At 47.2% G+C, this 13,122-nt stretch carries 13 protein-coding genes; 4 read left to right on the plus strand and 9 right to left on the minus strand.

Annotated features, from left to right (window positions below):
* Window positions 1–86: 86 nt before the first annotated feature.
* On the minus strand, window positions 87–653 hold the full coding sequence (locus ACFRAM_RS04660) for a dihydrofolate reductase family protein (RefSeq protein ID WP_379464772.1): 567 nt from the start codon (window positions 651–653) through the stop codon (window positions 87–89).
* A gap of 104 nt (window positions 654–757) precedes the next feature.
* Window positions 758–1,981: a multidrug effflux MFS transporter gene (locus ACFRAM_RS04665; RefSeq protein WP_379464773.1), complete on the minus strand. Its 1,224-nt coding sequence runs from the start codon at window positions 1,979–1,981 to the stop codon at window positions 758–760.
* A gap of 224 nt (window positions 1,982–2,205) precedes the next feature.
* On the opposite strand from ACFRAM_RS04665, the gene ACFRAM_RS04670 reads away from it, so the two are divergent.
* The 4 genes from ACFRAM_RS04670 (at window position 2,206) to ACFRAM_RS04685 (ending at window position 6,497) form a co-directional block, all read left to right on the plus strand.
* Entirely contained in the window at window positions 2,206–2,901 is a 696-nt protein-coding gene (locus tag ACFRAM_RS04670) for a helix-turn-helix transcriptional regulator (RefSeq protein WP_379464774.1), read from the plus strand.
* A gap of 116 nt (window positions 2,902–3,017) precedes the next feature.
* Window positions 3,018–4,364, plus strand: a complete 1,347-nt coding sequence (locus tag ACFRAM_RS04675) for a spore germination protein (RefSeq protein ID WP_379464775.1) — start codon at window positions 3,018–3,020, stop codon at window positions 4,362–4,364.
* Entirely contained in the window at window positions 4,357–5,421 is a 1,065-nt protein-coding gene (locus ACFRAM_RS04680) for a GerAB/ArcD/ProY family transporter (RefSeq protein WP_379464776.1), read from the plus strand. Before ACFRAM_RS04675 ends, ACFRAM_RS04680 begins: the two co-directional genes overlap by 8 nt.
* On the plus strand, window positions 5,418–6,497 hold the full coding sequence (locus ACFRAM_RS04685) for a Ger(x)C family spore germination protein (protein WP_379464777.1): 1,080 nt from the start codon (window positions 5,418–5,420) through the stop codon (window positions 6,495–6,497). The genes ACFRAM_RS04680 and ACFRAM_RS04685 overlap by 4 nt, the downstream gene beginning before the upstream one ends.
* A 103-nt stretch (window positions 6,498–6,600) precedes the next feature.
* Here ACFRAM_RS04685 and ACFRAM_RS04690 read toward each other — a convergent pair whose 3' ends face one another.
* The 7 genes from ACFRAM_RS04690 to ACFRAM_RS04720 form a co-directional block, all read right to left on the minus strand.
* Window positions 6,601–8,481, minus strand: a complete 1,881-nt coding sequence (locus ACFRAM_RS04690; protein WP_379464778.1) for an amidase family protein — start codon at window positions 8,479–8,481, stop codon at window positions 6,601–6,603.
* 365 nt (window positions 8,482–8,846) lie between these two features.
* Window positions 8,847–9,743 (minus strand): NAD-dependent epimerase/dehydratase family protein, encoded by an 897-nt coding sequence (locus ACFRAM_RS04695; RefSeq protein ID WP_379464779.1) that lies wholly within the window; start codon window positions 9,741–9,743, stop codon window positions 8,847–8,849.
* A 207-nt stretch (window positions 9,744–9,950) separates the two neighbouring features.
* Window positions 9,951–10,820, minus strand: a complete 870-nt coding sequence (locus ACFRAM_RS04700; RefSeq protein ID WP_379464780.1) for a LysR family transcriptional regulator — start codon at window positions 10,818–10,820, stop codon at window positions 9,951–9,953.
* A gap of 69 nt (window positions 10,821–10,889) precedes the next feature.
* Window positions 10,890–11,303: a VOC family protein gene (locus ACFRAM_RS04705; RefSeq protein ID WP_379464781.1), complete on the minus strand. Its 414-nt coding sequence runs from the start codon at window positions 11,301–11,303 to the stop codon at window positions 10,890–10,892.
* Window positions 11,304–11,564: 261 nt separating this feature from the next.
* The gene (locus ACFRAM_RS04710; RefSeq protein WP_379464782.1) at window positions 11,565–12,257 is read right to left on the minus strand and encodes an MBL fold metallo-hydrolase; all 693 of its coding nucleotides are present in this window, start codon (window positions 12,255–12,257) and stop codon (window positions 11,565–11,567) included.
* A 95-nt stretch (window positions 12,258–12,352) separates the two neighbouring features.
* Window positions 12,353–12,790, minus strand: coding sequence for a MarR family winged helix-turn-helix transcriptional regulator (locus ACFRAM_RS04715; protein WP_175371309.1), 438 nt, complete (start codon window positions 12,788–12,790; stop codon window positions 12,353–12,355).
* A gap of 69 nt (window positions 12,791–12,859) precedes the next feature.
* The gene (locus ACFRAM_RS04720) at window positions 12,860–13,120 is read right to left on the minus strand and encodes a hypothetical protein (protein WP_379464783.1); all 261 of its coding nucleotides are present in this window, start codon (window positions 13,118–13,120) and stop codon (window positions 12,860–12,862) included.
* Between the last annotated feature and the right edge of the window lie 2 nt (window positions 13,121–13,122).

A 13,122-nucleotide genomic window follows, 5' to 3' on the forward strand; every position in this document is an offset into this window, starting at 1 on the left:
GAACGTAAGTTCGCCATTATTTTACCATAATTTTCACACATAATAAACCAAAAACCTCCACATCTCTGTGGAGGTCTTATCACTGCTCAATGACGATATTTCAGGCTGCTGGCCGGCTGGTATACATGTAGCACCACCCCAGCATCAAATACTCTCGTGTCTAGTAGCTTAAGCGGCAGTGCTTGATGCATGTCCTTAAAGAGCGGAATGCCTTCTCCCAGCACCACAGGATGGATCATCAGCTGGTATTCATCAACCAACCCCAGCTTCATCAGGGACTGAGCAAAGCCAGCACCCCCATGCGCAAGAATCATCTTGCCCGGCTGCAGCTTCAAGAACGCCAGCTCTTCTTCCAGGTCACTTTGTCCGATCCGTGAATTCTTCCAGTTCGCTTCCATCAGGGTTCTGGAGAACACTACTTTGGGAATTTCATTCATTGGCGCAGCATAGCTATCTGTAGAAGTTAACCAATATTCAGACATCACATCATAGGTTTTCCTGCCCATAATATGGATATCTGCCTGCCAAAGCAGATTTACTATATACTGCTCTAGCCCACTATCAAAGCTCCGGAAGACCCAGTCTAATCCGCCGCTTGGCGTGCTGATATATCCATCCAGAGAGACATTCATTTTCAGTACTACTTTGCGCATGAACTCCCTCCATCACTATCCCGACTGACTTGGCAATTTAACTGAAAGGAATATGCTCAAGTATATCATGGGACAGCATGCAGGATTTCTTATCAATTGCTATTTTACGACCTCTTCCCCGGTCGCCGAATCATAAGCATATAACAGAGAATAGCGCCAACATCAGCCGCCGCGATGACAATCCCCATCGGCAGCGCCGTTCCACTGCCGCCAAGGCCAACCAGAGGCGCTACCAACGCCCCGCCGATCATTGACAGCAGTCCTTGAAGAGCAGATGCGCTGCCCGCAGATTGTCCCTGTTGTTGCATTGCCAGCGAGAAAGCTGCCGTGCTGACAATCCCTACACTGGACACCACCATAAACAGTGGAATCAGAGTAGCCAGTAGCCCGGCTCCTAGCAAGGTCATTGCGAGCAGCAGCAGACCACCGACTGCGGCGTAGATTAGCCCGGCCACCAACAGCTTCGTCTCACCGAATCGTTCAGCCAATTTACCGGTAACCTGTCCAGTGATAATAATCCCGAGGCCATTCACGGCGAAGATCAAGCTGAACATCTGGGGTGTTGCTCCGAACAAATTTTGAATCACAAACGGCGAACCAGCAATATAAGCAAACATGGCGGCAAAGACCAGTCCCTGCGAAAGAGCATATCCCATAAACATCCGGTCACTCAGCAGACGTCCAAAGGTAGCCAGTGTACTCTTCAGCCCTCCCCCCGACCGCTGTGCCTCTGGCAGAGTCTCACGCAGACCGAATAGCACGGAGGCCAGCATGACAAGCCCAATCACACCAAGCACAATGAACACTCCCGGCCACGAAGTGAATCTCAATAATTGACCGCCAGCAATCGGTGCCGCGATAGGAGCCACACCATTGATAAGCATCAACAAGGCAAAAAACCGGGTCAACTCTGTCCCGGAATACATGTCTCTTACCATCGCTCTGGCAACTACAACCCCCGCCGAGCCGCCTAGACCCTGAATGAACCGCAGAACAATGAGCGCTTCAATCGATGTGCTCATGGAGCAGAGAAACGAAGTAATCACATAGAGCGATAGACCAACGATCAGAGGCATCCGCCGGCCGCGCACATCACTAAGCGGCCCGGCGACCAGCTGCCCTACTGCGAGACCCACCAAACATGCCGTCAAGCTAAGTTGGGCCAGTGACGGACTGGAATACAGATCCTTGGCCAGGTCAGGCAGTGAGGGAAGATACATATCAAGGGACAGCGGCCCAAATGCCGTGAGCGCCCCCAGAATCAAAGCAATCCACAAGCGGCCGGCTTTAGCTGGCTGCCTGGTGTTAACTTTAGAGCTAGAAATCATAATTTCTAATTCACAACCTGTCTTTAAGAGATAACGTTGTTATAATTTTATTACAACATTTATAACAAATTTATAAGACATGCCTTGCCCTGTCAATCTTTAATTGAACAATGGTAAATTTATACTTCTATCCTTTCCAATGAATACATAGCACGAATTTCGCCTGCTTCACTGCTATATGTTATAATTTTTTTACAAATCCAATGGAATCAGGAGTCATTCAGATGCAGAATAACATCGATGTTGCTGGACTGTTGAAGAGCATTTCAGTTATGATCGCAGCCCTGATGGGACCATCTACGGAAGTGGTTGTGCATGACATGGAGAAGGCGGAAATCATTCATATCGAAAATGGCCATATTACCGAAAGACAGGTAGGAGATTTGGAGGACGCCAATACCATTAACCTGCTCTCTCAAAGCGCCGAGCAAAATAACACCCTGATCGGGTATTTAAGCACCGCCAAGAGCAACAAGCCACTTAAATCATCCACTCTTTTTATCAAAGATTTGGACGGTAAACTCAAATACACGCTGTGTGTCAATCAAGACATCTCCGCCTTCAAAAGCGCCATGGATCTACTGACCCACCTTACCAGCACATTTACTTATGAGGTGACCGACGTACAGCCCGGCGGCGAAACGATCAAACAAATTACGACGAAGCTCATTATGGAGGAGATTTTCAAGGCCAAGCCATTCTCTATGGACTCCAAGGAAGCCAAGCTGAAGATTATCCAGCAGCTGGACGACAAGGGTGTCTTCGACGTTAAAGACGCGGTCCCTAAAGTCTGTGAGCTGCTCTCTATCTCCCAGGCCACCCTCTATAACTATCAGCGGGAGCTACGAGTGCGCAAGGAAAAAGAGTCCACACGCAAGCAACACCAGCAGCTCCCTTCTTTCAAATCAACTGAATTATAATAAAGACAGGCGCCGCGGACCCCATCTCCCGGCGTCCTTTTTTTGCGCTGACTCCCAGTCCCTGCGAGTGGATAAAAAAATGGAAACCATCACAGAATATGAGCGAGGTGGTTATTATGAGCAACTTGATCGAGCAGGACTGGGAAAAGGATTTGATTCACACTTTCGATTTGAACAGCGATTTCTCCATAAAGACGGTCACGCTGTTCGATCAAACGGTAAAAGTATATTATCTTAGCTCGCTCGTGGACCTTACGAGTACGTTGGTTACATGGGATCAGGTCATTTCAGCGACCGGAGAAGAAGATCACTCCCTGGCGAGAGACCTTCTTCCACTGGAGTTTACAGTAGATGGCTCCTATCAGGAAGTCACCGATTCCCTCCTCAAAGGTAAACTGATCGCTAAGGACCCGGATTCCGGTAAGCCACTCGTACTGGATGCAGATTTGTGGCCGCTAAACCGCTCTATCTCAGCTTCAGAGAACGAGAATCCGCTTCAGTCTTCTATTGATGGATTCACGGAAAAACTGGATACCAATATAGGCCTGATCCGCAGGAGAATCAGCAATAAAGAACTCGTCATCGAATCGTATATCCTGGGAACCAATTCCCACAGGGAGATCGCACTCATCTATATGAAAAATGCATCTAACCCCAAGGTTGTCCAATCTGTCAAAGACCGGCTCAACAGAAACAAGCATAAAGATGTCATCCATGTAAATGGCCTGCTGCAGGTACTGGAGCAGCCTAAGTATTCGCTCGTTCCCACCTATTTGACTTCAGAGCTGCCGGGAGAGGCCGCACAGAACCTGCTGGATGGAAAAGTGGTTATTCTGATGGACTTGTTTCCTAACGCCTACTCTTTTCCAGCCATCGTCAAAGATCTGTGGTCTTTCAAGCTGGACTTAAACTACCCTTACTTGTATCTCCTGTTCTTCCGCTGTATCCGTATTGCAGGGATCGCCTTCGCGATTATTATGCCCGGACTGTATGTTGTGCTTAATTCTGTAAATCCGGAACTTTTACGGATTCAGTTGGCGATTTCTGTCGCGAAAAGCAGGGAAGGCGTTCCCTATCCCTCATTTGTAGAAGTGATGCTGATGCTGCTCCTCATGGAAATGGTGATTGAGGCTACTATCCGGCTACCCAAGAACATCGGCCCCACGATCACGATGGTTGGAGGCATTATCCTCGGGCAAGCGATTGTACAAGCCCGGCTGGTGAGCAATCTGCTGATTATTATTCTGGCCGCAACGACCATCTCCAATTTCACAATGGCTGGTTATCTCAATACGATTGGAATTCGCATCTTCAAATACGTCGTCCTGGTTCTGAGTTCTATTTATGGCATCTTGGGATTACAGGTAGCAATGATCTGGCTGTTCATCTATTTTGCCGCACTCAAGACGTTTTCGGTGCCCTATTTAAGCCTTAGCACGAAAGGAAAGAGTCCGGATGACTAAACCCATGGTTGTCATGCTGTTTATCCAACTGCATCTGACAGCGATGCTGTCCATTTTTACCGTGAGAATTCTGGAAGTCACCTCGCTCGCCCATTGGGAAGCCATTCTGCTTGACTGTGTGCTGGAGATGCTGCTGGTGTGGATCTACCTGAAGGGTTTATCCCGATTCCCGGGAAAAAACATGATCGAAATCATTTCCGAAACAACGGGAACATGGCTGGCCCGGCTGATTCTTCTTCCCTTCGCAGTCTTTCTGTTCTTCCACCTCACCTTGTTAAACCGTTACCAAATTTTTAAAATCAACGTAGTTTTGCTTCAGGATACTCCGCTTTGGGCCATCACTTTGATCTATATGGCTCTCCCCTTGTATGCAGCCTGCAAAGGGTTCTCTGTCATTCTCCGCATCAGTGCGGCGCTATTCATCTTCTACATTCCTTTTGTGCTGTTCTCACTATTCATCAGTGCTCATAATTTTGACTTTCATAACATCTTTCCGATCTGGGACCCGAAAATGACCTTTTTGGCCCAACCCACTTATTATTCCAGCCTCATCTCTTTCTCAGGCTTTCTGTTTCTTGGCATGTTATCCCTCGACAAACCTTTCAAGCCCAGCAGATTAATGTTGGTTATGATTATCCTTGCCTTTTTCTACCTCTCCACCGTTTATGTCCCGTTACTTATTTTCAGCGAGGAGGTCGCTATCACTTTTCAATATCCCAACGTCCTGGCCTCAGACACGATTGATCTGGAATGGGTCGTCTTCGATTGGCTGCCTACATTCTCGGTGGTCTCCTCCACCGGTCTGGGCATTCTGGAAGCAGCTACGACACTCTGGACAGCTACGACTCTAATTAAGAAACTATTTCTGCCTATCAACGAAGTGTGGATCGCCTCAGGTTTGACCTTAGCCATGTTTTTGCTCAGCATGCTGGTTAGAAATAGTTCTGACCTGAATCATTTCTTACTAATGAACAGCATCCCAGGAATTTATAGCATGCTCGTACTCCCGCTCGCTGTGGCTTTGTCCGGCTTATGGAAAAGGAGGGCCTCCGCTTGAAGCGCAGAATCATTCCCCGGCTGCTGCTCGCATTCTGCCTCCCTTGTCTGCTGAGTGGCTGCTGGGATATCAAAGACATCAACAAACGTTATCTCCCTGTGGTGATGGGCATCTGTGACGGAAAAACTGAAACCTACCACGTAACCCTTCAGGTTCCTACTGTTACCGGGACGACCCAAATTCTGGAGCAGGAAGCCAAGTCCATCAGCAAAGCCCTTGATTTGATCCGGACCAAATCCGAAAAGCATGTCGATCTTCTCCATTTGCGGTTGATCCTGATCAGTGAGGAAATGGCCGAAAAAGGAATCGACGACATTATAGACTACGCCATTCGGGCCGATGATATCTCCATCAAAGGCATGGTAGCCATTGTTACCGGAGACTTTCAGAAGGCACTGCACCATCAAGTTGGACCGACGCCAGAGGTGTCCTCCTATGATTATTTCAGTGAAGAAGCCGGCTGGACGCCCAATGTATCGCTTGTCCGGTTGTGGGAGGCTTATAAAGTTAGTCGCTCTTACACACAAGATACAGCTATTCCGCTGGTGGAGGCGGGAACAGACACGTTATATGAATTCAGGGGCTCCGCCATTATGAGGAACTCCAAGATGGTAGGCACATTAACGCCTGATGAGACACTGATCAACAATATTTTCTCTGAAAAATATACCGGCGGAACCATTGAGACTGCTGAAGATGCCAGCATCCTGATTAAGAAGGCCACGGTTCGTCATCGAATAAAATGGGGAGACTCCGGTCCGCAGTTAAACAGCAAACTCCATCTGGATATTGAGGTTTCCGAGAACAAGCAAGGACTTTCCAATCAGGAAATCACCGAGGAGATCAAGACATCCATTGAGAAACGGGGCGCCAATATCATCGACAAGCTGCATACTCTCAAAGCTGACGTACTCGGGATTGGTCAGTTGTTCAAGCCAAAGATGACGGTAGCACAGTTGAAGGAATGGAAGGAGAAATGGTATCCGAAATTGCAATCCAAAATTGAGGTTGAGATCAATATCCGAAATAACATCTATCTTAAGGACAAGCTCAGAGAAAATAATCTCCGGATGTGATGAATTTCATATGATCTGACAATCAGAAAGCAGCGAGCCTCTCATGACAAGAGACTCGCTGCTTTGCTATGACTTTATTAGAGTTGCTTATAGAAGTTATATCTTAAGGTAGAAGTGCTGGTGCTTTGCGATTATGCGTTCCTTGCTCATAAGCATAAGCCAACTTGATCAGGGTAGCCTCGTCAAACGGACGACCCAGGAATTCCATGCCTGCTGGCAGACCTTCCGACGTGAATCCAGCCGGAACCGAGATCGCAGGGAATCCGCTGAAAGGGCTAAGTCGGTTATTGTTACCGGCTTTGGAGGATTCGCCGATCGGTACAGTGGTTTGTACAGTAGATGGATAGATAATGGCATCCAGGTTATTGTCAGCCATCACCTTCAAGAGCGCATCGCGTGTCAGCTTGGTGCGTTTCAGGACGATATCCTTATACTCCTGGGATTCCAGATCACGTGTATCACGCAGCTTATAGGTACTTTCGTTCCCTTTTAGGAATTGTCCGGAGTTGATAATCTCTGTAAGCGTATGGTAAGGCGCATCCGGCTGGTAATTCGCCAGGTATTCATTCAACTGAGATTTGAATTCATATCCACTGAGACTTGGATATTTCATGATTTCCGCCAGATTCGGGATGGTGATCGGGGTTGTAATCGCCCCTAGTTTTTTGATGTCAGCAACAGCGGCATTCATCAGATTAGTAGTCGGCATTTCTTCCGGCTTGGTGCCAAATAACTCAGTAGCCACCCCGATGCGGGCACCTCTAAGACCATTGACATCCAGGTCCTTCGTATAATCAGTCTTGGAGTGACCAACGCCATAGGCTGTTGCAACATCATTAGCGTCATAGCCAGATGAGGTTCCCAGAAGAATCGCTGCATCCGTTACGGTACGGGCTATCGGGCCGCCTACGTCCTGGGTCAGGGCCAGTGGTATGATACCATCACGGCTCGTCAAACCCACCGTTGGACGAATACCAACCAAACTGTTATACGAAGATGGAATGCGAATCGAACCACCGGTATCCGTTCCAAGGCCAGCCAAAGCAAAGTTAGCCGCTATAGATGCGCCGGTGCCTGCGCTGGACCCACCAGGATTGCGGTCAGGAGCATAAGGGTTCAAGGTCTGTCCACCCAGCGAGCTGGCTCCCGTAATACCTGAGGCGAATTCATCCAGATTGGATTTGCCGATCACGATAGCTCCGGCATCCTTGAGCTTCTTAACCATCTCCGCGTCATGTGTCGGAATAGCATCCTTCAGACAAAGACAGCCTGCGGTGGTAGGCAGATCAGCAGTAGCGTAATTATCTTTTAGGATAATTGGAATCCCGTGGAGCGGTCCGCGAATACCTTTGGTCTCTCTTTCTTTATCCATTGCTTCAGCAGTCTTAAGGGCATCGGAATTCACTGTGATTATCGCATTTAACTTTACGCCTTGGTGATCATACTTATTGATCCGATCCAGGTACATTTGGGTCAACTGTTTATAGGTCAGCTTCCCTTGACCGACAGCTTTTTGAATATCAGCAATTGTTGTTTCCAGCAATTCAAAGGGCTTCAGATAATCATAGAGACGGTCAGCCAGCACCTGAGCCTGCTTCTCTGTCAAAAGCGCTTTAGGTTCAAAGCGGGCTGGACTCGTTCCCTGCATAAGCTGTTTCTCATTCAGGGCTCCAATTGCCCCTGCGGAAGCTGAATTATCGGGTACATCGACGAATGGCTCTTTGGCATCTGCCAGCTTCAGCGAAGTCCCCAGCATAACAGCCAACTGTTCGCGGGACACACTCGGGGCCTCTTTCATCTGAAACGAAACGGTACTTCCAGCCCGTGAACTGGCATCGTTCATCAGGGAGACTAATTCCTGTGAAGTAACCGGTTTGATCGAAGTTGCCACTGTTGGTGCTGCAAAAGCAGACAACGGAACGGACAACATCAAGGCTCCTGTTACTAGACCGGAGATGATAGTAAATCTGGATTTTCTGAACATGATGACTCCCCCGCTTTCAAGTTATGTAATCTGGTTGACTAGTAATTCCCCCTCATTATATTTCGTGTTATATTTCCTTACAAACATAAATATTTAAATAAAAAGCGATTTCATAGTTATTTATCTCAAATTATCTGCTATTTTCGGCGTTATACTATCTATTTTGATTTATACTGTTTAATGTTCCTTATAGAAATTGGTTGCACTAAAATGATATAGAGCGTAATTTCAATATTCATATACAGAATATATGTTATATTTTCTAACATTTAATCTATTCGATATTGTTTCATATTTTTCATATGATAGATTTTCGCACACAAAAAAACGGCATTTCTGCCGTTTTTTTAAGAATGAATTCAGGATTATGAGATGCTCTTTATCCAGCTCAGCATGGGTGCTTCCGAAGGCTGCCAGCCTAACAGATTTCTTGCATGTACTGCACGCACACGACTGTTGGAGGCGATGGCAAAGCGAGCCCAGTCGCCTAGTTCTGCAATAGCCTCATCGGCCGGCCAACTCGTTGTTTTGCCTCCAAAGCCCAGTGCTTCACTAACCGCTTTGGCGATATCCTGGAAAGACTCTTCCCCATTTTCAGCGAAGAAGTATGAAGCAGAGGGTGCTTTTTCCAGAGCCAGTCGATACAATTCCGCCAAATCCTTGATATGAACGTTAGACCAACGATTCACTCCTTTACCCACATGAACACCAGCTCCCACGGCCTTCGATTTGCGGATAACCTGTGGCAACTGATCGCTTTGTGCCGGTAAGCCGAGTGAATCACCGTAGATCATGGAAGGCACGATAACCACACTTCTCACCCACTCGTCGATTCCGGCTTGGTGCACCAAATTGTTGATCGCTACCCGGTCAGCGCGGATATCCATCGGAACAAATGGTGTTTCCTCGTCATAAATATGCTCGCTTTTGGAATCGCCCCGTGCATCATCTCCCACCACACTGGAACCCGATGTGTGCAGAAAAGCTTTACCTGTACCACGCAAGGCGGCGATAAAGGTTTCTACTGCCCCTCTGTGGTCCGAGTCGGCGGTATGGATAACCGCATCGCTTAACTTAGCGTACTTGGTTAGCACTTCGTTGTCTTCAAGCGTGCCCAGTACAGGCTCAATGCCTATTTCCTTAAGAGCAGCCACCTTCTTCGGATCACGCACAAGCCCATAGACTACATGTCCAGCATCAATCAGTACCTTAGCCACAGACCCGCCAATATAACCGGTTGCACCTGTCACAAATACTTTCATTGTTTCTCTTCTCCTCCTATATATTTAATATAAATAGCGGATTAGCCTAGTTGTTCAATCACCGCTTTGGTGAGTATTGAATGATTATTGCTCCCCTATTGTAGTTCTCCACAACACATAAAACAAATTATTAATTATATGATTAATCATAAATATATTTATAGTTAGTTATATAAAAAAGACCGCCCAGCTGACACTGGCCGATCTCTATTCTTCTTCACGGATAACCGCCATAATCTCGCGGATCTGCGGCAAATGCTTGTGCTTAAGCTTATAAGCGAAGAACAGTTCGTTTTTCACTTTTAAATCCTCATAAATCTCTTTCGTGTTAATTCTGGCGTCTTCATTAGTCAAATATGTAGTTATAACACTAAGACCTGTGCCGTTACCTATCGCCTTCAAGATCATATGTAAATTCGGAATAACATGAACCGGTCTGATCTGAGGGCGTTTGTTAAAATGCTCTCTCCAGATCCGCCGGATGATCGGCAGCTCCAGTCCATAGCTCATCCATGGCTGCGCAGACAGCCATTGCTCTCTTGCCTCAAGATCATCCGTATCCGGTATCTCATAATGAATTGGCGCCACAATGGCAAATTCCTCGTCCATTAATTTCAGGTACTCAATTCCCGGTGTCTGTACCTTTTGTGAGGTAATAATGATATCCACCTTATCCTCTTTCAGCATCTCCAGCAAATCACTGGCAGTCCCAAAAAGGGTAATCGTGCGAAAATCGTATTGATGGAGCCGCGGAAGTATTTTTTCCACATAGAACTCATGCGCTGTCCCTATCTTAATCACTGTAATTGTCGGCAGCGAAGCCGCTCTGAAATTCATCGTCGCCTCCTCCAGCGACTCGATTAGCGGGGCCAGCTGAGAGTACAGCTCCTTCCCCCGTTCGGTGGGCAACATCTTCCGTGCCGTTCTGATAAAAAGCGCTTCCCCTACCTCGGCCTCCAGAGAGGCCAGATGCTGACTCATCGCCGGCTGTGTCATCATTCGGGTCTTTGCAGCTTCAGACACCGAGTTATGCTTATAGATATTGCAGAAGCTTCTGTACCATTCAAAGTCTGCCATGCTGCCTCCTGTCTCTTTCTTTTACTAATGTCAAGACTTGTCTATTATTTAAACCTCTCAGGATAAATCTCATCCCTGCGGCATTTGACTCATGTCCATGTATAACACATTCCAGCGGTGACCGTCCGGATCAGCAAATCCGGCACCGTACATCCAGCCCTCGCCTCCGGGCTTTTTGTAGACCGTGCCGCCAGCCGCCAGCACCTTGCTTACCAGCTCATCAACGTCTTCCCGGCTCTCTGCATCAATGGACAATAAGACCTCTGTCCCCTGCTGTGTATCTGCAAGTTCATGACCTGTGAAGCTCTTAAAGGTGTCCTCAGGGAACAGCATCACCATCACTTGCTTGTCTCCAATGATCAGCCCCGCAGCCTCATCACTGTTCTCATGCCGTAGATGAAACGAAAAACCAAGCTTGCCGAAGAACTCCCGTGACCTCTGAAGGTTTTTCACCGGCAGGTTAATCCACAATTCTTTTGTCAACGCGATCGCTCCTTTTGGAGTTAAAATATGTCCATAGCTCCCATATTAACACGTCTGAGTCGGACATGATTGCTTATGGATTGCGGTTTGGTTCTTGATCATAACCATCCATTTGAAAAATAGAAATTTTGTTTAAAGTATGTCCATGGGATGGATTTTTAAGCAATGGATGTTGGGCCTTATCCGGTTATAATATATGCACAGCAGCCTCTCCGCTCGATGGGCTGCTGTGCATTAACTAGCTGGGTTCTATCGTAGCGATTACCGTAGCATACGCTGAAACCGGCGTGAAGCTTCCCGCATGATGGGTCTGCCATGACCGAAGCAGGCGATTCCGAAATCGTATTGACCCAATTTTTGAATACTATGCTTCCCAACTCCTATGTCCTCATACCCCATACTGAAACCGAGTCCCGTCATGTTGGTTGCCACATCTGCTACGAACATAACTCCACCATGCCCGGAATGCAAGAAACCAAGCTGACCCAGACAGTGACCCGGAAGATGAACAGCCATTAAGTCATCAGAAAAATCAGGATGCTCACCATCTGCCAATCTAACATCAACTTGAACAGGTTCGACGGGAGTCCCCTTGCCAAAGAGACGGAACAACAGTTTGTTCAGCAGACCCGGAGCCGGAGTCATCGGCCGCATCTGCAACCCATTCTCTATAATGTCGGCATCCATGGCATTTGCATAGATTTTAACATGTGGAAGCATCCGTTTCAGTGCTGCTGCGCTTCCGGCATGATCGGTATGGCAATGCGTAAGCAGAATAGACTTCAACTCCTCACGCTTGTGACCCAGCGATTCAATGGCTGTTATAATTTCATACTCACTCCCGGGTAATCCCGTATCTATTAGTACAAGCCCATGCTCCATTTCCAGCAGGTAGGCATTTACATTTTTCAGAGGTAATAAATAGATTCCATCAACTACTGGTTTGATCTTCATCAATCTCTTCCTTTCTAAATCAGAATGGGCTTACCAGAAATATATTTAGCTAGGCTAAATATATTCTCAAAAAAAACCTCCTCTCTATTGTTTTTTTATTCCTCATTGGAAACATTGTTATGATTTTTCTGCATCCACACCAGCATCAGGGAGATCTCTTCCGGGGACATTCCCTGCCGGACCACGTTTTCCAGTTCCGTGATAATCTCCATACAGACCTTGCTCTGAGCCAGTCCTGCTTCCGTCAGATAAATCCGTTTGGACCGCGCATCCTGCGGATCGGACTTCCGAACCACCCAACCGCCTTCTACAAGAGCATTAAGCAGATTCGTAAGTGATGCCGGACGAATGCCAAGCCGCTCGTGTAATTCCTTCTGCGTCATGCCATCTCCAAGGGTCCACAATTGCTCCAATACATTCACCTGTCCTGAAGTAAGACCGTAGGGTGCCAACTTCCTGTCATACATAACGTTAAGATCGCGGTAAATCCGTTTATTCCAATACACGATATATCCACTGAATGGATGACCCACTTATTTAGCCTCCCTAAATAAATTATTAATCTTTTTTTCTTTGCTGTCAAGCAGTGTGTTCCTCTCAGCTTATCGCATACACCAATACTCAGTCCTCTGCCACCCGCTTCGTGCCGGTAATATCCGCAATCTCTCATAGGTAGGGGCACTCCGGTTGAACATGGCGCTTGGGGCAATTTTGGACATGGCTTCATTGGTCATTGCGTCTTCCGCATCCCCATAGTCAGATTGCAGAATCAGATTGGGGTCCATACCCAGGGCCAGCAGATTTCCCGGGTTGTCTCCTAGTAAAATAATCTTCTGGAGATGCACCGGAATAGATGCAGGCATTT

This window comes from Paenibacillus sp. NPDC056722, from assembly GCF_042790635.1.
In the GTDB taxonomy this organism is placed as follows: Bacteria; Bacillota; Bacilli; order Paenibacillales; family Paenibacillaceae; genus Paenibacillus_AQ; species Paenibacillus_AQ agri.

What these genes read in the sequence shown, in the direction of transcription:
- ACFRAM_RS04660 (WP_379464772.1), bottom strand. Translation starts at nt 653, where the DNA reads ATGCGCAAAGTAGTACTGAAAATGAATGTCTCTCTGGATGGATATATC.
- ACFRAM_RS04665 (WP_379464773.1), bottom strand. Translation starts at nt 1,981, where the DNA reads ATGATTTCTAGCTCTAAAGTTAACACCAGGCAGCCAGCTAAAGCCGGC.
- ACFRAM_RS04670 (WP_379464774.1), top strand. Translation starts at nt 2,206, where the DNA reads ATGCAGAATAACATCGATGTTGCTGGACTGTTGAAGAGCATTTCAGTT.
- ACFRAM_RS04675 (WP_379464775.1), top strand. Translation starts at nt 3,018, where the DNA reads ATGAGCAACTTGATCGAGCAGGACTGGGAAAAGGATTTGATTCACACT.
- ACFRAM_RS04680 (WP_379464776.1), top strand. Translation starts at nt 4,357, where the DNA reads ATGACTAAACCCATGGTTGTCATGCTGTTTATCCAACTGCATCTGACA.
- ACFRAM_RS04690 (WP_379464778.1), bottom strand. Translation starts at nt 8,481, where the DNA reads ATGTTCAGAAAATCCAGATTTACTATCATCTCCGGTCTAGTAACAGGA.
- ACFRAM_RS04695 (WP_379464779.1), bottom strand. Translation starts at nt 9,743, where the DNA reads ATGAAAGTATTTGTGACAGGTGCAACCGGTTATATTGGCGGGTCTGTG.
- ACFRAM_RS04700 (WP_379464780.1), bottom strand. Translation starts at nt 10,820, where the DNA reads ATGGCAGACTTTGAATGGTACAGAAGCTTCTGCAATATCTATAAGCAT.
- ACFRAM_RS04710 (WP_379464782.1), bottom strand. Translation starts at nt 12,257, where the DNA reads ATGAAGATCAAACCAGTAGTTGATGGAATCTATTTATTACCTCTGAAA.
- ACFRAM_RS04720 (WP_379464783.1), bottom strand. Translation starts at nt 13,120, where the DNA reads ATGCCTGCATCTATTCCGGTGCATCTCCAGAAGATTATTTTACTAGGA.